Raw genomic sequence first — 21447 nt, 5'->3', positions numbered from 1 at the left:
GCCGACCAATATTTCAGATACTTAAACGTTAATCAAATGAACAAGCTGTAAGGTGTGGGTGTGCCAGAGCAAGACCGAGCCGCGTTGGAAGCGCTCATCGCCGCGGACGTGCGGGCGCTGACCGCCCAGTCCGACCAGATCGGTCACGCCTTCGCCGCCCACCACGGCCTGTCGGACAACGACTTTCGCGCCCTGCTGCACGTGATGGTCGCCGAAGCCGGCGGTGATCCGCTCGCGGCCGGAGGATTGCGCGAGCGCATGGGCATGTCCGGCGCGGCGATCACCTACCTGGTCGAGCGGATGATCGCCTCCGGCCACGTCCTGCGCGAACCCGATCCCGCCGATCGGCGCAAGGTCAAGCTGCGGGTCGCCGACCACGGTCTCGAGGTCGGCCGCGAGTTCTTCACCCCGCTGGCCGGCCATCTCAGCAGCGCGCTGGCCGACGTGCCGGACGCTGATCTGCAGGCCGCTCACCGGGTGTTCGGCGCCATCGTCGAGTCGATGCGTGCCTTCGGTGCCGATCTGCACGTCACCCCCGAGTGAAGGTTCTGGCAGGCTGGATGCTCGATGAGTGAGACGACTGCGGCCGAGACGACATCGGTGCTGCTGCTAGGGGGCGGTGAGCACACGAGTGACCTGGCGCTGGCCTTCGAGCGGCTGGGTGCCCGGGTGACGGTGTCCGACGACATGGCCGCGATGACCGATGCGGATGCGCTGACGGCGCTGATCGACCAGACCCAGCCCCGATTCGTCGTCGCCGACGCCGGTGGGGTCGCCACCGATGCGCTGCTCGCGGCCGCCGACCGCGACGACGTCGAGGTACTGCCGACCCCGCGTGCGCTGCGGCTGTCGGTGGACGGGGAAGGGCTGCGCCGGCTGGCTGCCGACGAGCTCGGACTGCCCACGGCACCGTTCTGGTTCGCCGGCTCGGTGGCCGAACTCACGGCGGTCGCCCAGCACGCCGGTTATCCGCTGCTGGTCAAGCCGGTGACCGCGGCACCCGGCGAGGGCGAGTCGATCGTGCTGCGCGCCGACGACATCGAGCCGGCCTGGCGCAGCGCGGTAGCCGGTGGCCGGCTCAGCCTGCAGAGAGTGCTGGCCGAGACCGTGGTGGAGGTCGACGTGGCGGTGACGCTGCTGACCGTGCGCACCACCGGGCCGTCGGGACCGACCGTCAGCTTCTGCGAACCCATCGGTCATCACCGGGAGTCGGCCGACACGCTGGAATCCTGGCAGCCGCAGCATCTTCCATCTGCGGCCTTGGACGCGGCGAAGTCGATCGCCGCGCGGATCGTCAACTCCCTCGGCGGTCGTGGCGTCTTCGCGGTCGAGCTGTTGATCCGCGGCGACGAGGTGTACTTCAGCGATGTGGCGCCCCGGCCGCAGGACAGTGCGCTGGTGACGCTGCGTTCGCAACGGCTGTCGGCGTACGAACTGCATGCTCGGGCCGTCCTCGGGCTGCCCGTCGACACGATCATGGTGTCGCCGGCGGCGATGGAGGTCTCCTCAGACGACCACGAGCTCGCCGATGACTCGTGGCGCGCCGCGCTCGGCGAGGCGCTCGCGGTCGCCGAGAGCGATGTGCGGTTGTTCCCCTCGCAGCGTTGGCTGGCCACCGCGACCGCGCCCGATCCGATCGTGGCCCGCGACCGCGTCCGCCGCGTCGCGTCGGCACTGCGCAGGCTCGCGTGACCGAGCCCGACGAGTCCACCGGCACGTCGGCGGCGCCGTTCCTCGGTGCGCTGGCCATCTTTGTCGCCATCGTGATCGCAATCTGGTTGTTCAACGTGTTCTCCGGCGGGGAGCTCACCGACGAGCAACTGATCGGGCGCGCCGCGGCCGGTCAGAACGACGCCCTGCAGCGCGACGACTACGCGGACTTCCGTAGCTACACGTGCGCCGCGCAGATCGGAACCGAAGCGGGAATCCTTGACAGACAGCGGGATTCGAAGGCCAAGCAGGGGGAGCGATTCCTCGACGGGGTGACCAGTGTCCGGGTCGACGGGGACCGGGCCACCGCGTCGGTCACCTATCACTTCTCGAACGCACCGGATGCCAAGCAGACGGTCGACATCCCGTTCGCGCGGGAGGACGGGGCCTGGAAGGTCTGTTCGACCGGCCCCAGCTAGCTGTGCGACACTCACGACCGTGAGTTATGCCGGAGACATCTCGCCGGAGGAGGCCTGGAAGCTCCTGAGCGAGAACCCCGATGCCGTGTTGGTCGATTGCCGCACCGATGCCGAATGGCGCTTCGTGGGGGTCCCGGATCTGACGCCGCTGCAGCGCGAGACGGTGTTCATCGAGTGGAACCGCACCGACGGCTCCCGCAACGACGGCTTCGTCGACGATCTCGTGGCCGCCGGCATCACCCCGGGGGAGAGGCCCGTGGCCTTCCTTTGTCGGTCCGGCAACCGGTCGATCGGGGCCGCCGAAGCCGCCACCGAGGCGGGTATCGGGCCGTCGTACAACATTCTCGACGGGTTCGAGGGCAACCTGGACGAGCACGGTCACCGCGGTGCCACCGGCTGGAAGGCCGTGGGCCTGCCGTGGAGGCAGTCGTGACCGAATCACCTGGCAAGTCGGTGCGTACCCCCGCTGAGCTGCCCGAGGGCGTCAGCCAGGCCACCGTCGGCGTGCGGGGTGGCTTGCTGCGATCCGGTTTCGAGGAGACCGCCGAGGCGCTGTACCTGACGTCGGGCTACGTCTACGAGAGCGCGGCTGACGCGGAGAAAGCGTTCACCGGCGAGATCGACCGCTACGTCTACTCCCGGTACGGCAACCCGACGATCTCGATGTTCGAGGAACGGCTGCGGCTGCTCGAGGGCGCGCCGGCCTGCTTCGCGACGGCCACGGGCATGTCGGCGGTGTTCACCGCGCTGGGCGCGCTGCTGGGCGCCGGCGATCGACTTGTGGCCGCGCGCAGCCTGTTCGGCTCGTGCTTCGTGGTCTGCAGCGAGATCCTGCCGCGCTGGGGTGTGGAGACGGTCTTCGTCGACGGCGACGATCTGTCGCAGTGGGAGGAAGCGCTGTCGGTGCCCACGCAGGCGGTGTTCTTCGAGACGCCGTCGAACCCGATGCAGTCGCTGGTCGACATCGCCGCGGTGAGCGAGCTCGCCCACGCCGCGGGCGCACAGGTGGTGTTGGACAACGTCTTTGCCACCCCGATCCTGCAGCAGGGTTTCCCGCTGGGGGTCGACGTGGTGATCTACTCGGGCACCAAGCACATCGACGGGCAGGGCCGGGTGCTCGGCGGCGCGATCCTCGGCAGCAAGGACTACATCGACGGCCCGGTGCAGAAGCTGATGCGGCACACTGGTCCGGCGCTGAGCCCGTTCAATGCGTGGACCCTGCTGAAGGGCCTCGAGACGCTCGCACTGCGTGTGCAGCACCAGAATTCGTCGGCGCACCGCATCGCCGAGTTCCTGGAATCCCACTCGTCGGTGAGCTGGGTGAAGTACCCCCTGCTCGAATCGCACCCCCAGTTCGACCTGGCCAAGCGGCAGATGACCGGCGGCGGAACCGTCGTCACCTTCGAGCTCGCCGGTGGCACGAAGGACCGGGCGTTCGAGGTGCTCGACAAGCTGCGCATCGTCGACATCTCCAACAACCTCGGCGATTCCAAGTCGCTGATCACGCATCCGGCGACCACGACCCATCGGGCGATGGGGCCGGAGGGGCGCGCGGCGATCGGCCTGGGTGACGGCGTGGTTCGCATCTCGGTGGGCCTGGAGGGCACGGAGGATCTGATCGCCGACCTCGATCAGGCGCTGGGTTAGGTGTCGCGCCGCTCCGAGCAGAAGAAGGCCCGCCGCAAGAAGCGGCAGGCAGGGCGCGAGGAGGGCTGGATTCCGGCGCGCATGCTCGAGCAGCTCGAAATCGCCTCTGATCTGGAGGCTTTCGACGAGCAGTTGACCGAGCGCGGGTGGGAGTTCTCCGAGGACGTCGACGACGAGACCGGTGCGGCGTGGTATTGGGTGCCGTCGGAGGCCGACGTTCCCGACGAGGACGACGTCGTCAACGTGACGGTCGCGTTGCTGACTCCCGAGGACGACGGCGAGATCGTGCACGTCGTGTTCGTCGGGACGGCCGACGACTACCAGTTCGGTGTCGAGGAGTTCTTCGCCAACCTCGACGCCATCGAGGCCTACCGACTCGGTGATCCGATACCGGATTTCGCCTGACGCACGATCGCGGCGGTGACCGCCTCCGGCGCGTCCAGCGGCACGAACGTGCTGGCGCCGGGGACGTCGATCACGGTCGAGTTCGGGAACAACGCCGCCAGTCGGCGACCCAAAGCCGTTGTGAAGCAACGGTCCTCGGTTCCCCACACGATGGTGACGGGCTTGGTGAAGCGGTGCAGGCGCGGCGCGGTCTCTGTCAGATCGGTGCGGCCGATCCCGCGGGCCAGCGCGGCGAAGTCGCCGGCGATGCGTCGATCGGTACGGGCCGGGGTGAGCCACGATGCGGTCAGGGCCGGATCCAGCGTGCGGGCGAGCAGGCCGAAGCCCAGTGGGGAGTGCCGCAGCGCGGTGACGCCCATGGGTGCCATCAGCGCGCTGGTCGTGATCCGGGTTCGCATCGCCGCGAACACCGCATTGAACGGAAACGGCGGAAACTTGTCGAACGCATCGCAATTCGTCAGGACGAGCCGCCCGATCCGTTCGGGGTGCGCATCGATCAGGAACTGGCAGACGCCGCCTCCGGTGTCGTTGCCGACCAGGATCACGTCATCGAGATCCAGCTCGACGAGGAACTGGTGCACCAGGTACGCGACGCCCTGGGGCGTCAGGACGGTGCGGTCGCCGACGGGGATGCGGTGGGCACCCAATGGGAGATCCGGCTGCAGGCAACGGAATCCGCGTGCTGCGAGGTCGGTGGCCACGGCATCCCACAGCCGGGAGTCGACCAGGGCGCCGTGCACGAAGACGACCGGCGGGAAGGCCGAGTCCGCCGGACCCGATTCGCGGAACTCGATGGTGGCGGTTGGCAGTTCTACGGTGGGCATACCGGATATCCTTTGCGTCGACATTTACGAACACTGAGTATGAAAGTTACGTACTGACTGTATGGAAGTCAACCCTCGGCCTCGCCGTACCCAAGCAGAGCGCACTGCCGCGACCCGCGCGAAACTACTCGGCGCATCGCGGAAGCTGTTCGCCGTCAAAGGTTTTGCGGATGTGTCGACACAGGAGATCGTCGCTGCCGCCGGTGTGACGCGCGGTGCGCTCTACCACCAGTTCGCGGACAAGGCCGAGCTGTTCGCGGCGGTGTACGAGGAAGTCGAAGCCGAGTTGGTCACCCAGATCGCCACGCGGATCGCCGAGGCTGAGCCGGCTGACCACCTGGCGGCGATGCGGACGGGCGCCCGGCTCTTCCTGGATCTGTGCTCGGCGCCTGATGTCCAGCGGATCGTGCTGATCGATGCGCCCGCCGTGCTCGGCTGGCAGCGCTGGCGCGAGGTGGGGATGCAGTACGGGCTCGGCGTGGTGGAGGCGATGGTGGCGCAGGCGGTTGCCGACGGTGTGATTCCCGAGCAGCCGCTACGGCCGACGGCGCACGTGCTCCTGGGCGCGCTGGACGAGGCGGCGCTGTTCATCGCGCGGGCACCGGATCAGGCCGCAGCGAAATCCGACATGTACGCGGTCTGCGACCGTCTCATCGACGGGATCGCAGCGAACTCGACGTGACCTGTTCTCATGACTTTCACGCGAAGCCGGTCAGGAGAGTCGCGTCAGACCGGGGAGATTCGTTGCCGTGACGGCCGCGGTCACCTGCCAGAGTCGTTCAGCATTCCCCTCGTCGAGTGCGTAGGGCTTCACGCCCCCTTCGTCCATCGACCCTGTGGGGCTTGATGTTCGGGCAATGTCGCAGTCTTCGAGGTAGAGACCGCCACGTGAGGCGAGCAGTGGTGATGTCGCCGCCCAGAGGCCGGTGGCAGCGCCCTGGGCTGGTGTCTTGAAGTCGTCTGCGATGACGGTTCCGGATGCGTCGATCCAGCCGAGTTCGACCTGTTCGGCATGGGTCAGATTTCGCTGCAGCCCGGTGATGATCTTTCCCGGGTGCAGGGCGAAGGCGCGAACCCCACGGTCTCGGCCGAGTCGGTCAAGACGAACCGCGAAGAGAACGTTCGCGGTCTTGGACTGACCGTATGCGGCCCATTTGTCGTAGCCGGTGAGGAAGTGGAGGTCATCCCAGCGGATGTCTGACGAGTGATGCCCGGCGGACGAGTAGACCACCACCCGACCGGCGGCACGCTCCAGTAGCGGGAAGAGCCGGGATACGAGGGCGAAGTGGCCCAGGTGGTTGACACTGAGTTGGTAGTCCCACCCCGGCCCGACTGGTTGTTGCGGGGTGGCCATGACCCCGGCGGTGGTGATCATGAAGTCGATCCGATTGACGAGGCAGGCGATGGTCTCGGCGACTCGCTCGACACTTCTGAGGTCGGCAAGGTCCAGGCCGCCGATGACCGTCACGCCGTCTACGCCCCGCAACACCGTCTGCGCCTTCGAGGTGACACGGGCTGGTACGACAACGCGAGCGCCCGCTGCCGCAAGAGCTTTCGTCGTCTCCAGCCCGAGGCCGGAGTGGCCTCCGCTGACGACAGCGGTTCGACCATCGAGGTCGATCCCCGTCAGGACCTCGGCCGCTGTCGTCGCTGCTGAGAAGCCGGAGTCGACGGGCTGCTGTTCTGTGCTCGACACACCTGCGACGCTATGACCTAGAGTGCGCTCTAGGTCAAGAGTGAGGTGTTGTGATCGATACAGCCGAGTCGGCGTCGTTCTCGATCGGTGAGGTCGCCGCCGCTGTCGGGATGAGCGTCCACGCGTTGCGCTTCTACGAGCGGCAAGATCTTCTCGTCGGCCCGATCCGCCGAACCTCGGGTGGTCGTCGTCGCTACACCGACATCGACATCGACTGGCTCCGAATCTGTGTCCGACTCCGCGAATCTGGGATGCCGCTGTCGGAATTGCAACGGTTCGCGGCTTTGGTGCGGCAAGGGCCCGGCAACGAGAACGAACGCCTCGCGCTGCTCGATGCACAACGTGACCGCGTCGAACAACAGATCCACGCCCTGGAGCAGGCCAGAGAGATCATCGCGTGGAAGACCGACGTCTACCGCAGTCATCTCCAGAATGGTGACGCCGGACTCTGGGACCCGACGCGCTAGTTGTTGTCGACGCCCTCGACCACGCCCAGCGCCGACTGGGCGCGCTGCTCGTAGCCGGCGCGCTTCGTCTGGTCGAATTCGAGGAAGACGTTGTCCAGACCGAGCTTTCCGTTCAGCCACCGCCGTCCACGGGGTCCCAGCATCTGCGCAGCCTGAGCGGTGAACCGCAGGGCCGGCGGCACCGACACGTGCGTCTTGGGCTTGTTCAGCGTCTTGACGATGGCCGCCGCGATGTCCTCCGGCTCAGCGGGTTTGATGGACATCTCTTTGGTTCCGGAGATCAGCTCGGTGTTGGTGAACGGCGGCATCACGACGGACACGTGCACACCGTGCGGTGCGACTTCGTCGGCGAGTGCAGCAGAGAGCCCGACGACGCCGAACTTCGCGCCGACGTAGACGACCTGACCGGGCACGGGGATGACGCCGGAGAGCGACGCGATGTTGATGATGTGGCCGCGGCGGCGGGCGATCATGTCGGGCAGGGCCAGCTGGCAGCCGGCGATCACGCCGTAGAGGTTCACCTCGATCGACGAGCGGATGGATTGCTCGGACTGGTCGAGGAACGGACCGATCGGCATGACGCCGGCGTTGTTGATCAGCACGTCGATGTGGCCGCCACCGTCGGTGCGGGCCTTGTCCAGGAATGTCGCGAAGGATTCGCGATCGGTGACGTCGAGGGGATAGCCCGACGCGGGGCCGAGGTTGGAGAGCTTGGCGACCGACGACTCCTGGAGGGCGACGTCTCGGTCGCCGATGACGACCCGTGCGCCGCGCTTGAGCAGCGCTTCGGCGGTGGCGTAGCCGATGCCCCGCGCGGCCCCGGTGATGGCGATTGTCTTCCCGCGGATGTTGTCCATGCGGGGGAACTTTACACATGTCAAGTTTTACAGGGAAGTGGCTTGTCCCCAGGCTTCGAGTTGTCCACAGGCTGGGATTTTTGTGCTCCCGCCTGCGCCGATTATCGGTAATTTCGTATATGTGTTCGATATAGCGGGGGTGGCAGACGCGGATCTGGTCGAGGTGATGACCAGCTCCGCGGCCGCGGCTGCGCGCACCGAGGCGATCAAGCTGGCCGCGATCGCGGAGCTGTGGCGGCGGCGCCGCTGCCCGGAGCGCGAGCGCTGGGTGTGCGCGGACTGGGACGCCACCGCCGCCGAGATCGGCTGCGCCTTGGGGATCGGCCCGGGGCGGGCGTCGACGCTGATGGACCTGGCGCTGGCCGTGCGTGACCGCCTCCCCCGCGTGGGGGCCTTGTTGGCCGACGGGCAGGTGACCCTGGACATGGTGAGGACGATCGTGTCCCGCACCGCGCTGGTCCTCGATCCCGCTACTTTGCGGCTGCTCGACGCCCATTTCGTCGACGCTGTGGCGGGGTGGGGAGTGTTGTCTCAGAAGAAGCTCGAGGCCGCGATCGATGTGTGGATCGAGACCTACGACCCAGATGCGGTGCGCCGGGTGCGTGACCGGTCGCGGGATCGGTCGTTCACCATCGGCGACCGCAGCGATGCTGATGGCGTCACCAGCGTGTACGGGCAGTTGGCCGCCTCGGACGCGGCGCTGCTGGCAGCGCGGCTGGCGATGATGATCGCCTCAGTGTGCGAACACGATCCGCGCACGCTGAATCAGAAACGCGCCGACTCGATCGGTGCGATCGCCGCCGGCGCCACCGCACTGACGTGCCGCTGCGGGCGCCCCGACTGCGCCGCCGCCCGGGTGGATGACGGGCGCGCCTCGGCCATCACGATCACCGTGATCGCCGACCACGCCACCCTCGACGCGCAACCCGATCCGCAGCTGCACGGCGAAACACCCCCACCGAACTACACGCCACGAAACACCACGCGCGCCGAGGAGCCGGCCGGGCCCGTCGCCGAGGCCGTCGGCGGCGATGTCGACAACGCGGCCGACGAATTCGATTCGGCGACAGCGCCCGTCGCGTCGACGCCACCCGCCACCGGACAGCGCCGTCGCGCGGCGCTGATCGTGGGCCCCGGCGGGGGCATCGTTCCCGCACCGCTGCTGGCCGAACTCATCGCCCACGGTGCGACAGTCCGCTTCGTCGGCGCCACCGAGGGCCTGGCCACCGACGGCTACCGACCCTCCGCCGCCCTGGACCGGTTCGTCCGCTCCCGGGATCTGACATGCCGCTTCCCCGGCTGCGACCGCCCCGCCACCCACGCCGACATCGACCACACCGTGCCCTACCCGGCCGGTGCGACCCATCCGGCGAACACCAAATGCTATTGCCGCCAGCATCATTTATTGAAAACCTTTTGGGAGGGCTGGACCGAAAGTCAAACCCCCGACGGGCGCCTGCATCTGATCAGTCCGACCGGCCACGCCTACACCACCGCGCCGCTGTCAGGGCTGCTGTTCCCCTCCTGGAACACCCGCACCGGACCACCACCGGCGACCACCACCACCGCGCAGCGACCCACCCCGGGCCGCCACCTCATGATGCCCACCCGCGGCCGCAGCCGCACCCAGAACCACCTTGCCTACATCCGCAGGGAACGCGAACTCAACCACCGCGAACGCGCTCAAGAAAGCACCAAATCCGCAGCGAAGCAACACAACTGGAACAACTACCTCACGCCGCCCGCTGACGCGGTCGATGGTGAGCCGCCACCGTTCTGACAAGCGTGGTCATACAGGTCGTGATGCCGCCACCACTGATACGGCGGCGACTGCGGGTAGCCCGTCGGGGAGTCCTCCCACGTCTCCTGCCGCCCCAGCGCTGTGATGTCGAGGAGGTTCCACGTGCCGACGAACGCTTCGTCCCCGCGGCTGTTGACGAAGTAGGTGCGGTACACCTCGTTGGTGTCCGGGTGTCGGATGAACGCGTTCGTGCCGTGCCATTCGTCGACGTCGAAATCGGCATCGAAGAAGCCATCCTCGCTGTCGCGCATGGTGAACCACGGAATCGTCCATCCCATGCGGTCTTTGATGCGCGCGATGTCGGCCTGCGAGCCTCGGGAGACATACGCGAACGTGGTGTCGCGGGCATGTAGGTGCGACAGATCCGGAACGTGATCGGCCATCAACGAGCACCCCACGCAGCCGTGCTTCGGCCATCCGCTGACGCCGGAATCCATGAACGCCCGATACACGATCAACTGGCGCCGGCCCGCGAAAAGATCGCGCAGCGTGGCCGGTCCATCGGGGCCCTCGAACCGATACTCCTTGCGCACCGCAGTCCACGGCATCCGCCGACGCATCGCCGCGAGTGCGTCACGCGCCCGGGTCAACTCCTTCTCGCGAACCAGCATCTCCGCCAACGACTTCTGCCACTCCGTGGCCGACACGATCAGAGGCTCCATCGTCACACCGCCCTCCCCAACGTTCAACATTTCAGTTGAACGTCAGCGAACCATCAGCCGCCGCTATAGTCAACAGAATGGTTGAAGATCTTCTCGATCGCGCCTATGCCGCCCTCGCCGATCCGACGCGACGGCGGCTCCTCGAAACCCTGCGTACCGGCGACGCCCGCATCACCGACCTGGCTGCGCCGCTACCGATGAGCTTCGCCGGCGTCTCCCGGCACGTCGCGGTCCTCGAGGCCGCCGGCCTCGTCCGTCGTGAGATCCGCGGTCGCGAACACTGGCTTTCGCTGGACCCCGGCGGGCTCTCTCCGGCCCAGCAGTGGATCGACGAGCAGACCGAGTTCTGGTCCGACCGCGCTGACGCCCTCGCCCGACGACTCCGCTCGAAGAGTCGATGACCCGACCCGTCGTGCGCATCCGCCGCGTGATGCCTGCACCTCCCGACGCCGTCTTCGCCGAATGGCTGGACCCCGACGCCCTGATGGACTGGATGTGTCCGCGCCCGACGCGCTGTGTCGCCGTCACCGTCGAACCCCATGTCGGCGGCCGCGTGCGCTTCGACATCGACGACTGCGGCCGCTCCGTCCTGATCTCCGGCCAGTTCCTCGTCGTCGACCGGCCCGGCCACCTGCGATTCACCTGGAGCCACTCGGGCTGGGCCGACCCGAGCGCCGCCAGCGTCGTCGACGTCACTTTCGAACCCCACGGCGACCAGGAGACCCTGATGTCGATCGAGCACACGCTGCTGCCTGCCGAGGCGGTCGACGACCACGACCACGGCTGGTCCGTGAGCGCCGACCAACTCCAGCAGCTCCTGACGCAGCGCCTCCGCTTCGTCGCCGTCGGTCAGGACGATCCGCTAGCCGTCCCGCTCATCGATGAGCTGGCCGTCGAGTACGCCGATCGCTACGGCGGGCAACGCGATCGAGTGCACGCGTGGCTGCGCGGCTACCCGGCCGCCGAGTTCGATCCGCCCTCCGGCGGTCTGCTGATCGGACTGCTCGACGGACGGCCGGTGACCGGCGGAGCGTTCCGGCGCTTCGACGACACCACCGCCGAACTCAAACGCATCTGGACCGACAGCCGCCATCGCCGTCGCGGCCACGCCAAAACGTTGGTGAAACAGCTCGAATCTGCCATCGCGGCACGCGGTTACACCCGCGTCTACCTCACCACCGGCGACCGCCAGCCCGAGGCAGAAGCGCTCTATGAGTCGATGGGGTACACACGGCTCGACGAGCCGCTGCCGTATGACGGTGAGACGTATTCGGTGGCCTTTCTCAAAGCCCTCACCTAGCGCGGGCCTATAGGCTTGCCGCTGTGTCGCAGGCGACCGTGGGCTGGCTGATGCTGGCCGCTGCTGCGCTGACGTTCGTTTTCGGCGGGCTCTCCCGGGTCTTCGTCGGGCGCCGTCGGCACTCCGTGGGTGTCCAGCGGATGGTGCGCGTGTTCCGGCGCACCGGCATCGCGCGGGTCCTGTTCGGCCGCTTCGACGACGACGTGCTCAACGACGACGAACTCGACACCATGATCCTGATGCCTGCGATCGTCCTCGCCTGCGGCCTGGCCCTGACCGCGATCTTCCTGCTGGGCTACGACACGCTGGTTTGATTCACGGCTTCGCCGTGGCGGCATAAGCCGCCTCCGCCACCGGACCCCGCCACACCGGCCCGTGGCCCGGCAGCATCACCTCGGCCTCCACCTCGGCGAGGACATCGAGGCTGCGCCGGCAGGCCGCCTCATCGTGGTTGAACAGCGACGGCAGCAGCTGCGGGCCGGAGCGCGGCGCCACCGGGTGATCGGTGATCAACGCGTCGCCACTGACCAGTACGCCGTCGACCAGATACGAGCAGTGCCCGCCCGTGTGCCCTGGCGTCGCGATGATCTGCGGCGCCCCCGGCAGTCCGGCCGCCACCTCGTCGGTCAGCGGTTGCGCCGTCGGGATGCCCTCGTGAGTGAGGCCCCCGTTGCGCACCAGCGCCAACGACCACAGCAGGTACGACGGCCGCCAGGCGCGGGCGATGACGTCGCGCGGCGACGCCTGCTCGAGGTAGTCGCGCCGAACGTGCCCCACCTCGGCGCTGTGGCAGTACACCGGCGTGCCGTGCTCGCGAGCGAACCAGATCGCCGAGCCGAGGTGATCGACATGGGCATGCGTCAGCAGGATCGCGCGCACATCGGACGGGCCGAAACCCAGGCCGGACAGGGACGCGAGAACCTCGTCGCGGTCACCGGGATACCCCGCGTCGATCAGGATCACCCCGCCGTCCGCTGCGACCAGCGCCCAGTTCACGAGATCCGTGTGTGCGAAGTGCACGCGGTCGGTGATGGCCGCGACAGCCAAGCTCATGACGCGAGTGTAGAAACATAGTCATGGCTGAACTGAAACTGGGCTACAAGGCGTCGGCGGAGCAGTTCGCGCCCCGTGAACTCGTCGAACTCGCGGTGCTCGCCGAGGAGCACGGCATGGACAGCGCCACCGTCAGCGACCACTTCCAGCCCTGGCGCCACGAAGGGGGGCACGCCCCCTTCTCGCTGGCCTGGATGACCGCCGTCGGTGAGCGCACCAAGCGGCTCGTGCTCGGCACCTCCGTGCTCACCCCGACGTTCCGCTACAACCCGGCCGTCATCGCCCAGGCGTTCGCGACAATGGGCTGCCTGTACCCCGACAGGATCTTCCTCGGCGTCGGCACCGGCGAGGCGCTCAACGAGATCGCCACCGGCTACGAGGGGGAGTGGCCGGAGTTCAAGGAGCGCTACGCCCGGCTGCGTGAGTCGGTCCGGCTGATGCGTGAGCTGTGGCTGGGCGATCGCGTGGACTTCGACGGCGAGTACTACAAGACCAAGGGCGCCTCGATCTACGACGTGCCTGAGGGCGGCATCCCGATCTACATCGCCGCGGGCGGACCTCAGGTGGCCAAGTACGCGGGCCGCGCCGGCGACGGCTTCATCTGCACGTCCGGCAAGGGCGAGGAGCTGTACAAGGACAAGCTGATCCCGGCCATGCGGGAAGGTGCGGAGGCCGCGGGCAAGAATCCCGACGACGTCGACCGGATGATCGAGATCAAGATCTCCTACGACACGGATCCCGAACTGGCGCTGGAGAACACCCGGTTCTGGGCGCCGCTGTCGCTGACTGCCGAGCAGAAGCACTCCATCGACGATCCGATGGAGATGGAGAAGGCCGCCGACGCGCTGCCGATCGAGCAGGTCGCCAAGCGCTGGATCGTCGCCTCCGATCCCGACGAGGCCGTGGAGAAGGTCAAGGACTACGTGGGCTGGGGTCTCAACCATCTGGTGTTCCACGCTCCGGGTCACGATCAGAAGCGCTTCCTGGAACTGTTCCAGCGCGATCTCGAACCGCGGTTGCGCCGCCTGGGATGATCCGTGTCCTCGCGACGGTGCTGGGCGTGCTCGGCCTCGTCGTCGCCGCGGCCGGCATGGCCGCCCGGTATCTACCGCTGTCCAATCAGCCGCTGCTGATCGCTGCTGCGGCCGCGCCGTACCTACTGCTCGCCGCACCCGTCGCCGCGGTGCTGCTCCTCGTCGGCCGACGCTGGCTGCTCGTCATTCTGGCTGCCGCGCTGACCGCGGCCGCCGTGGTGGTGTACCTGCCCCGGTACCAGGCACCGGGGACACCCGAGCGTCAGGACGTCGACGTCCGCGTTCTCACCACCAATCTGGCCATGGGAGAAGCGGATCCGCGGGCATTCGCGGCGCTCGCGAGTGAACGGGCCGACATCGTCGCCGTGCAGGAGATGACGCCGCAGGCGGCCGCGGGGCTGTCCAGCGCGGGCATGGACGTCGCGTTCCCCTACCGGGTGATCGCGCCCGCTCAGTTGGCGTCCGGCATCGGTGTCTGGAGCCGCTACCCGATCGTGAACTCCGGTCGTATCGACGGGTATTCGTTGCCGATGATCGGTACCCGCGTGCGCATTCCCGGCGTGGCCGTCGACGCGACCGTGCTGTCGGTGCATCTGGCCGCGCCCTGGCCGCAGGACATCAGCCACTGGCGCGGTGACATCGCTCGGCTGCCCGACACGCTGTCCGAAATCGGTCGCACGGCCGGGGCCGGCGCCGTGATCGTCGCCGGTGACTACAACGCGACCGCGGACATGGCGCCGTTCCGGGCGTTGCTCACCGGTGGGTACGCGAACGCCGTTGCCGGAGGTGGGCTGCTGCGTACCTACCCCCAGAACCGCGTCGTACCAGCTCTTCTCGGCATAGACCACATCCTGACCAAGAACGCCGATGCGGTGTCGGTGGCGACGGTGGACGTGGCCGGCACCGATCACCTGGGCCTGGTGGCCACCGTGAGCGTGCCGGTCGACATGACCTCGAGCTGATTCTGCGAGACCGGCCGTCCCGTGGTTCGGTACACCCGGAACATCTCGTCGGATGTCGGTCCGTCGGTGGTGTACCCGAGTGCGGCGACACCGGCGCCGTCGTCCCAGAGCGACGGGTAGCGGCGGTTCAGCGCATCCGGCACGTTCCGCCCCGGATTGGTGGCGACGATGTAGCGAATCCCGAAGTCCCACGGCCGGTTCAGGGCAGCGACGAAGTCGTAGTCACTGGTGATCACGAACTGTTCGGGATGTTCGGAGGACAGCCAGATCCCCCAGGTGAGGAACGTGTCCATCAACACCGACCCGTCCGGAAGGTCCTTGCTGTCGAACCACTGGGCGAGGCGTCTCTCGCTGAGCAGCCGGCGCCGAGCCGGATCTTCACCCGGGGGATGGGCTTGCGGGTCGAGAAGCGATGCGAAGCCCGCCTCGAGTTGGCCGTAGGCGATGTCCTGGTCCACGATCAACGGCGTGGTCACGGGAATCGCCACCACCACCGAGGCGCTCACCAGCGCGGCAGCCGTCACCCGGACAGCGGTTTGCTTCTGCCAGCACGACAGCCCGACACAGATCACCATCGGGATCGCCAACAGATAGAACCGGAACCAGCCGAACGTCAGTGAATCATGTTGTGCGACTGCGGCGAAGGCCAGTGTGGCGCCGAACACGACGACCGGTACCAGCGGTGCGGCACGCTTGCGCGCCACGGCGACCACCACGGCCACCGCGACGGCGACGCCGACCAGCGGTTGCATCCCGAACAGCCGGGATGCGACCACCGACCACTGCGCCCCGGCGTCGGCCGTGCCGCGGGCGAGCCGGCCCGCGACCTGGCTGGCGTTGCCGTACTGCGAGGACAGCGTGGCGAAGAACTCGTCGTTGATGATCCAGCCGGTGATCGCCCACACGAAGAACGCTGTCACGACGGGGAAGGCGACGATCACGACGTCGGCCGCGGCGGCCGACCAGCGGACCTCACGGGGGGCCCGCCGCCACGTCATCACGGCGACGAGGCCGACCGCCGCCGCGGCCGCCGGGATCACCTCGTAGCGCGCGAGATAGCCGACCCCCAAGGCGATTCCGGCCCAGCCGAGATCGCCCACCCACCGGCTGGTGCACCAGCGCATCAGGTAGCGCACGCACCACAGCAGGCAGAACATCTGCGCCGCCTCGCTCAACCCCGAGGCGCCGTAGATCACGATCATCGGGTGCAGTGCGAAGCCGGCCGTGGCGACGCGACGCAGGAGCGCGGAAACCCCGGCGTCGAAGGCGATCCGGCGAACCATCAGTGCCGCGCCGGACATGAAGAGCGCGCTCTGGATCACCCCCGCGAGCCCCGCGTGTTTCAGCGCGGACAGTCCGGGCCACTGGCTCAGCCACACCAGCGGGAGCTCCACCAGGCTGGGCAGCGGATTCCACACGAAGCCGATGGCCGACAGGTGGGGGTGCCGGGACTGCAGGGCGAAGCCGGCGTTGGCCACCCGGTTCGGGGCGTCGGGCTCGAAGATGTTGTACCGCAACACCAGAACCGAACCGACGACGGTGTAGAGGAGGCAGAGCGCGCCGAAGAGCGCGACGCCGGGCCACCGGCGTGACGGGGTCACGCGCGGCGGCGGCGGATCAGCACTGTCGCCCCGGCGGCCACGGCGGCGGCGCCGACGGCGGCGATGCTCGCCCAGGCCCACCACTGCCATCCCACGCCCGGTGCGGGCTGGTGGGGCATCGAATCACCCTCGCTGACCGACAGAGTCACCGTCTCGCCGGCGATGCCGGTGGCGACGACGTCGCCGGTGAGCGATCCCCACCGATTCGGCAGGCCGCGGACATGATCGAGCGTGGCGTCGACCAGCGTCCAGTCACCGGTGCCGGTGACCGCGACCACCGCTCGGCCGCTGTCGGTGAACGCCTGGACCATGCCCAGCGGTGCGTGGAGGTCGACCAGCGTGGTGGCCGCCGACGACGGGGCGCTGCCGACGTCCACGGTGTCGGCTGCGCCGGGCAGCAGCGGTGGATGCATCCCCGCGTCGGCCAGCCCGCGCCCACCGCTCACCACGAGTGTGCTCGAGCCGGAGGACGCCGCATCGGACAGTTCGGTCACTCTGGGCCGCAACGTGATCTGCGTCTGCTGGGCGATGAGGTTCAGAGCGGCGGCGGCGTAGCGCAGGTGCTCGGGGCTGTCGATCGCGACGTCGAAGTCGGGTGTGAACGCCATCGGCAGGGCCGCGAAGCCGCCGCGGTTACCCGCGCCGGGCCGCACCGTCACCGTGGACTGCGGATCGATCGAGAACGTCACACGATCGCTCAGCGGCGGGCAGTCCTGGCGGGGGATGTAGCGCAGTTCCACGGCCAGGCCCACATTGGAGGTGATCGATTCGGCCGGGATGTCACCGGTGATGTCGAGGGTGCCGGAGCCGTCGAGACTGTGGGCGGCGAGCACGGTGTCTCCCGAACGCACCAGCACCGATCCTTCGCCGCCGACGACCGGGGTGTAATGGGCTTTCAGATGCACCGCGGCCCCGTTGATCGCGCCGACACCGAACGCGGCGGCGTCGAAACCGGTGTAGAGCGTGGTGGTTCCGACCACCGAAGCCTGGGCCGAGATGCCGAGCTGACCGAACGTCTTCATGGTCGAGGACACGTCGGAGGCCTCCCGGCTCGACACCAGCGTCGCCGAGTTCCCCTGCGCCAGGCCGAGTCGCCGGTCGGTGAACAACCCGACCTGCGTGGCGAGCTGCTCCCCGGTGCCGGTGATCGCGAGGACGGCAGCAGGGGTGCCGGGGTTCTCCACCGTGATGCCGGGACGGCCGCCGTCGCGGATGTCGATCACGCGGGTGGTGCCCGAGAGTGACTGCAGCGAGACCACACCGGGCTCTGCGCCGGTGCTCACGTCGACGCGGACCGGCATCGGCCGGTAGAGCCGGGTGAGCTTGGCGACCAGATCCAGTGCGGCCTGGGCGACGGCAGGCGAGGGGGCGGGGTCGACGCGGATCACTACGTGGTCGAGGTAACCGGGAAGGAAGCCGGCGACAGTGGTGGGGTCGGGCGCGGGTCCGGAGAAGGTGGTGGCCAGACGGCTCAGCGTCACCGCGGGGGGCTGCGTGCACGTCGTCGCGGCGGGTCCGGTGTCGCGGACGACGAAGCTGAGTCTCGTTCGCCCGTCGATCACCTGGGCGGCTGAGGTGTCGATCGTGAACGGGACACTGATGGCGCCGGCGGGCAGTGGGATCACCCCCAGCACGACACCGCGGCCGTCGATGACGTCGACGCGGCCGTTGGTGACGTTGACGATGGAGCCGACCTCACCGGTCAACAGAGTCGGGGTCACCCCGTTGGGCACCGGAACGCTGACGTCTGCAGGCAGGTTCGCGCCGATGATGTCCATCCGATCGGAGAGCCCCAGCTGCGCCCAACCGATCGCCGGCGTCACCGACGGACCCGCCACCGCTTCCACGTACGGTTCGGCTGCGGCGGGCGAGACGCCGGGCAGGACGGCCAGACTGGCGGTCACGGCCAACGCGGTGACCAGGCGGGGGAGGCGTCGGGAAAGCGGGAGCGTCATCGAGGGGAACCTTCCGTGGGGACAGTCGTGGGTGTGTCGAGCGGGTGGCTGAGTCCGTGCACCGTCTTCTCCCAGAAGGACGGCCGAAACACCAACTGGTAGATGGCTTTCAGCGCTGCGATCGACTGCAGCACCCAGTACAGCGGGGTCAGCAGCGCGGCCCAGGCGAGATGCGGTTTGCCGAGCGCTCGGGTGACGATCACCCCGGAGTAGACCGACAGCGGCGAGCCGATGATGAACAACGTCAGGCACACGTAGTAGGTCATCGGCGGAAACAGCATCTCGATGAACGGGGGCCGGCCCAGCACCCAGACCAGCAGCGCGAACCAGAACGCGATGTTCACCGCACTGGTCAGCGGGACGCCACCGGTCATGTTGATCAGGCGCAGCGTGGCTTTGGTCCCGATCGTGCGATGAAGCCCGACGGGATCGCGCAGAGCCACGAGCATGGTCTGCAGGTAGCCCTTGTACCAGCGGGAGCGTTGGCGTATCCAGTTGACCACGTCGGAGTTGGCCTCTTCCAACGTGATCGAGTCCAGGATCAGCGTCCGGTAGCCATGCCGGGCGAGCCGCACCCCGAGATCAGCGTCCTCGGTGACGTTGAATTCGTCCCAGCCGCCGATTTCGCGCCAGACCGAGACGCGCATGTGGTTCGAGGTCCCGCCCAGTGGCACCACACACCGTGCCTGCTCGACGGCGGGCAGCACCACGCCGAACCATTGGTCGTACTCGAGCGAGAAGAACCGGGTGAGCAGGTTCTGCCGTTCGTTGAAGTAGCCCAGTCGGGCCTGCAGGCATCCGATGTCGGCGGGCAGCTGCCGGAAAGCGGCTGCGGCACGGCGTAATTGCAGCGGATCGGGAATGTCCTCGGCGTCGTAGATGGTGAGCAGCTCACCCCGCAGATCAGGCAGGGACATGCCGTAGTTGCAGGCCTTGGGCTTCGTCTTGGGTTGGCTGTGCGGGACGATCACGACGCGCACGGAGGTCAGGTCCGCATCCAGTAGCGCCGTCTGGGTGGCGATGTCGTCTTCTTCGACGAGGAGCAGGATCTCGAGTTTGTCTGCCGGGTAGTCGAGCTTGCCGACACCGTTGATCAGGTTGGACACGATCGAGGGTTCGTCGTAGACCGGAAGCAGCACGGTGTAGACGGGCAGGTCGTCGTCTGGGATCGCCAACGCCTCGTCGGCGTCGATGCGGATCAGCGCCGAGGCATGAAGACCTCTGAGCAGCAGCAGGTTTCGATCCAGGCTCGACACCAGGTACAGCAGAGCCGCCAACGCGGTCACGGCCGGCAGGATCACGTGCGGCCAGCAGGCCACAGCGGCGACGACCGGAACGGCGGCCAGTCCGGTGCGGAACAGGGTGCGCCGGCCCAACAGGGTGCGGGCGGACAGATGCTCCGCGAGGTGATCAGACACTGGCCACCGCGGCCACCGCAGCGACGACGGCGCGGGCCCGCACAGCGACCAGCTCGTCGATGTCCCCGGTGTCGTCGGGTTGTTGGCGGGCCAGCCACAGCAGTGGGCGCACCGACGCGGCGGGCATCGACAGGGGTGCGGGAGGTGGGACCGCTCCGGTCAGCGACTGACTGACGATGACGGTGATCCGCTGGTGCAGCGTCCCGCTGGTCCAGGTCCAGGTCACGGCGTACCAGGGCGCCTCGGCCCCGGTGGTGACGGAATCGGCGTTGCTGTGCAGGATTCGCGCGCCGTCGGGCATCGGGTGCGGTGCGGGGCGGTAGTCCAGAGGGCGGGCCGAGGGATACCAGACTGCGTCGGCCAGGTCGCGTAGAGCGCCCGCGTCGGGCGTGCTCATCACGTCCACGGCCGCCGCGGGCAGCCCGTCCACCGGAAGAATCGAGAAACGCTGCAGCGTGCTGTCCGGACCGAGGTAGTGGGTGATGAACGGGAAACTGCGCGGGGTGCCCCACGCTGTGCGCTGGATCCACCCGGGGTCCACGGACACAGCGGCGGCGCGCGATGGTGGGGCAGGCACGGTGAGCAGGGGCAGGGCCGCGGCCAGCAGGACCAAGAACGCCATCGCCGGCGCGGACCGCTTGGGCAGCGGAAAATCCTGCGGGACGGAGGGGTTGGTGCCCCGGACGGTCAGCATCGTCGCGACGGGTAGGACGGCGGTGACGAGCATCGTCAGCCCGATCGACTGTCCCGTTCCAGCGGCTGCCCACACGATCAGCAGACCGAGGCCGAGGCAGGCCATGGCCGCCACCGAGCGTCGGCGCCACGGCACTCCCGGGGTCCCGATCGCGACCGCCGCGGCGCCGATTCCCGCCGACACGGCCGCCGCCGCGCGGTCGCTGCCGCCGAGCTCCGCGGTGAGGAGCAGGAACGGCAGTGGAGTGGCGGTGGCCAGCGCGAACACCCAGACGGCCCACATGCGCACCACGTGCCGGACGCCGAAGAGCAGGATCAGCACACACGCAAACCAGACCACGCCAGTGAGTGCGGGCAGGCGCCACAGCCCGGCCAGTGTGGGCAGTCGCTCGGCGAGGACCGCGATCCCTGCGACGCCGGCGACGCCGAGGAGGACTGCGACGATCCAGTCCGACTCGGCGTCGCCGACGCCACAGGGCGGGTTCCGGTGACCGGCTGCGAGAGCGACGAGCAGCACGGGGACGGCCAGCAGGTAGGCGCAGCGCGATTCACCCGGTAGATCTCGGAATAACCCGAGGTAGAGCGGTGCCCACCCGGCGGCGCCGAGCGCGGTCGCGGCGAGCATGCGGACCACGAACGGCCTGATCCGGACGGCTTCGGCGACCGCCTCACCGGTGTCTGGCAGCGCTCGCAGAGCCCTCGTACTGCGCAGGTCCAGAACGGCCACGACACCCCCTCTATCGAAAAAACCCCGAGTCGTGCAATTTCAGCGATTCGCTTCAGAACGCTAATTAACGTCTCTGTCAGCATGTTGTACGCAGTGAACCATGTTCAGCAAACTCAGACAACTTACCGCGGAGTAAAATCGATCCCTCCGGTTCCGTAATGTGCGGCACACGCCACCGCGCTGGCCATCGCGGCGGGGATCGGGCAGGCTTTCGAT

23 protein-coding genes and 1 pseudogene are annotated in these 21447 nt (G+C 68.2%); 15 read left to right on the top strand and 9 right to left on the bottom strand.

Annotated features, from left to right (window positions below):
• Positions 1–60 precede the first annotated feature (60 nt).
• The 6 genes from DMB80_RS13900 to DMB80_RS13875 are packed head-to-tail and all read left to right on the top strand — an operon-like array spanning position 61 to position 4181.
• On the top strand, positions 61–543 hold the full coding sequence (locus DMB80_RS13900; protein ID WP_111510410.1) for a MarR family winged helix-turn-helix transcriptional regulator: 483 nt from the start codon (positions 61–63) through the stop codon (positions 541–543).
• A gap of 24 nt (positions 544–567) precedes the next feature.
• The gene (gene purT, locus DMB80_RS13895) at positions 568–1692 is read left to right on the top strand and encodes a formate-dependent phosphoribosylglycinamide formyltransferase (RefSeq protein ID WP_111510371.1); all 1125 of its coding nucleotides are present in this window, start codon (positions 568–570) and stop codon (positions 1690–1692) included.
• Positions 1689–2129, top strand: a complete 441-nt coding sequence (locus tag DMB80_RS13890) for an Rv0361 family membrane protein (protein ID WP_111510370.1) — start codon at positions 1689–1691, stop codon at positions 2127–2129. The genes purT and DMB80_RS13890 overlap by 4 nt, the downstream gene beginning before the upstream one ends.
• 19 nt (positions 2130–2148) lie before the next feature.
• Positions 2149–2562 (top strand): rhodanese-like domain-containing protein, encoded by a 414-nt coding sequence (locus DMB80_RS13885; RefSeq protein WP_046365642.1) that lies wholly within the window; start codon positions 2149–2151, stop codon positions 2560–2562.
• Entirely contained in the window at positions 2559–3776 is a 1218-nt protein-coding gene (locus tag DMB80_RS13880; protein WP_111510409.1) for an O-succinylhomoserine sulfhydrylase, read from the top strand. The genes DMB80_RS13885 and DMB80_RS13880 overlap by 4 nt, the downstream gene beginning before the upstream one ends.
• Entirely contained in the window at positions 3777–4181 is a 405-nt protein-coding gene (locus DMB80_RS13875; protein WP_111510369.1) for a hypothetical protein, read from the top strand. It begins immediately after the preceding gene.
• Here the strand turns inward: DMB80_RS13875 and DMB80_RS13870 are convergent.
• Entirely contained in the window at positions 4145–5005 is an 861-nt protein-coding gene (locus DMB80_RS13870; RefSeq protein WP_111510368.1) for an alpha/beta fold hydrolase, read from the bottom strand. The genes DMB80_RS13875 and DMB80_RS13870 overlap by 37 nt on opposite strands.
• A gap of 61 nt (positions 5006–5066) precedes the next feature.
• On the opposite strand from DMB80_RS13870, the gene DMB80_RS13865 reads away from it, so the two are divergent.
• A complete protein-coding gene (locus DMB80_RS13865; RefSeq protein WP_111510367.1) occupies positions 5067–5687 on the top strand; it encodes a TetR/AcrR family transcriptional regulator in 621 nt (206 codons plus the stop codon).
• Positions 5688–5717: 30 nt separating this feature from the next.
• Here the strand turns inward: DMB80_RS13865 and DMB80_RS13860 are convergent, their stop codons facing one another.
• Positions 5718–6701 (bottom strand): oxidoreductase, encoded by a 984-nt coding sequence (locus DMB80_RS13860; protein WP_111510366.1) that lies wholly within the window; start codon positions 6699–6701, stop codon positions 5718–5720.
• Between the two features lie 50 nt (positions 6702–6751).
• Here DMB80_RS13860 and DMB80_RS13855 point away from each other — a divergent pair, with 50 nt between their 5' ends.
• A complete protein-coding gene (locus tag DMB80_RS13855; RefSeq protein WP_111510365.1) occupies positions 6752–7168 on the top strand; it encodes a MerR family transcriptional regulator in 417 nt (138 codons plus the stop codon).
• Here DMB80_RS13855 and DMB80_RS13850 read toward each other — a convergent pair.
• Positions 7165–8025: an SDR family oxidoreductase gene (locus DMB80_RS13850; protein WP_111510364.1), complete on the bottom strand. Its 861-nt coding sequence runs from the start codon at positions 8023–8025 to the stop codon at positions 7165–7167. The two genes, DMB80_RS13855 and DMB80_RS13850, sit on opposite strands and share 4 nt — an antisense overlap.
• A gap of 121 nt (positions 8026–8146) precedes the next feature.
• Here DMB80_RS13850 and DMB80_RS13845 point away from each other — a divergent pair, with 121 nt between their 5' ends.
• Positions 8147–9805 carry an HNH endonuclease signature motif containing protein gene (locus DMB80_RS13845; RefSeq protein ID WP_162938524.1) on the top strand — a complete coding sequence of 553 codons (1659 nt, stop codon included), beginning with the start codon at positions 8147–8149 and terminating at the stop codon, positions 9803–9805.
• On the opposite strand, the gene DMB80_RS13840 is transcribed toward DMB80_RS13845, so the two are convergent.
• Entirely contained in the window at positions 9754–10488 is a 735-nt protein-coding gene (locus DMB80_RS13840) for a DUF899 domain-containing protein (protein ID WP_111510407.1), read from the bottom strand. The two genes, DMB80_RS13845 and DMB80_RS13840, sit on opposite strands and share 52 nt — an antisense overlap.
• A gap of 77 nt (positions 10489–10565) precedes the next feature.
• On the opposite strand from DMB80_RS13840, the gene DMB80_RS13835 reads away from it, so the two are divergent.
• The 4 genes and pseudogenes from DMB80_RS13835 (at position 10566) to DMB80_RS13825 (ending at position 12102) form a co-directional block, all read left to right on the top strand.
• Positions 10566–10889, top strand: coding sequence for an ArsR/SmtB family transcription factor (locus DMB80_RS13835; RefSeq protein WP_111510363.1), 324 nt, complete (start codon positions 10566–10568; stop codon positions 10887–10889).
• A pseudogene (locus DMB80_RS28600) lies at positions 10886–11308 on the top strand (SRPBCC family protein); the annotation flags it as partial. The gene DMB80_RS13835 and the pseudogene DMB80_RS28600, both read left to right, overlap by 4 nt.
• The gene (locus tag DMB80_RS28380; RefSeq protein WP_240431186.1) at positions 11306–11788 is read left to right on the top strand and encodes a GNAT family N-acetyltransferase; all 483 of its coding nucleotides are present in this window, start codon (positions 11306–11308) and stop codon (positions 11786–11788) included. The pseudogene DMB80_RS28600 and the gene DMB80_RS28380, both read left to right, overlap by 3 nt.
• 50 nt (positions 11789–11838) lie before the next feature.
• Complete coding sequence (locus DMB80_RS13825; RefSeq protein ID WP_046365659.1) at positions 11839–12102, top strand: hypothetical protein; 264 nt, start codon at positions 11839–11841, stop codon at positions 12100–12102.
• 1 nt (position 12103) lies between these two features.
• On the opposite strand, the gene DMB80_RS13820 is transcribed toward DMB80_RS13825, so the two are convergent.
• Positions 12104–12841, bottom strand: a complete 738-nt coding sequence (locus DMB80_RS13820; RefSeq protein ID WP_111510361.1) for an MBL fold metallo-hydrolase — start codon at positions 12839–12841, stop codon at positions 12104–12106.
• A 23-nt stretch (positions 12842–12864) separates the two neighbouring features.
• On the opposite strand from DMB80_RS13820, the gene fgd reads away from it, so the two are divergent.
• Together fgd and DMB80_RS13810 are read left to right on the top strand one after the other, a co-directional pair.
• Positions 12865–13875, top strand: coding sequence for a glucose-6-phosphate dehydrogenase (coenzyme-F420) (gene fgd / locus DMB80_RS13815; RefSeq protein WP_046365650.1), 1011 nt, complete (start codon positions 12865–12867; stop codon positions 13873–13875).
• A complete protein-coding gene (locus DMB80_RS13810) occupies positions 13872–14837 on the top strand; it encodes an endonuclease/exonuclease/phosphatase family protein (protein ID WP_111510360.1) in 966 nt (321 codons plus the stop codon). The genes fgd and DMB80_RS13810 overlap by 4 nt, the downstream gene beginning before the upstream one ends.
• Here the strand turns inward: DMB80_RS13810 and DMB80_RS13805 are convergent.
• Genes DMB80_RS13805 through DMB80_RS13790 form a run of 4 tightly spaced genes read right to left on the bottom strand, consistent with a single transcriptional unit; the run spans position 14783 to position 21231 of the window.
• Positions 14783–16438 carry a hypothetical protein gene (locus DMB80_RS13805; RefSeq protein WP_240431180.1) on the bottom strand — a complete coding sequence of 552 codons (1656 nt, stop codon included), beginning with the start codon at positions 16436–16438 and terminating at the stop codon, positions 14783–14785. The two genes, DMB80_RS13810 and DMB80_RS13805, sit on opposite strands and share 55 nt — an antisense overlap.
• Positions 16435–18393, bottom strand: a complete 1959-nt coding sequence (locus tag DMB80_RS13800) for a hypothetical protein (protein ID WP_111510359.1) — start codon at positions 18391–18393, stop codon at positions 16435–16437. Before DMB80_RS13800 ends, DMB80_RS13805 begins: the two co-directional genes overlap by 4 nt.
• Positions 18390–19811 carry a glycosyltransferase family 2 protein gene (locus DMB80_RS13795; protein WP_111510358.1) on the bottom strand — a complete coding sequence of 474 codons (1422 nt, stop codon included), beginning with the start codon at positions 19809–19811 and terminating at the stop codon, positions 18390–18392. Before DMB80_RS13795 ends, DMB80_RS13800 begins: the two co-directional genes overlap by 4 nt.
• Positions 19804–21231 (bottom strand): hypothetical protein, encoded by a 1428-nt coding sequence (locus tag DMB80_RS13790; RefSeq protein WP_111510357.1) that lies wholly within the window; start codon positions 21229–21231, stop codon positions 19804–19806. The genes DMB80_RS13795 and DMB80_RS13790 overlap by 8 nt, the downstream gene beginning before the upstream one ends.
• Between the last annotated feature and the right edge of the window lie 216 nt (positions 21232–21447).

Source organism: Mycobacterium kyogaense (genome assembly GCF_003254575.1).
GTDB classification, from domain to species: Bacteria; Actinomycetota; Actinomycetes; order Mycobacteriales; family Mycobacteriaceae; genus Mycobacterium; species Mycobacterium kyogaense.
This window is presented reverse-complemented; position numbering and strand designations above follow the sequence as displayed.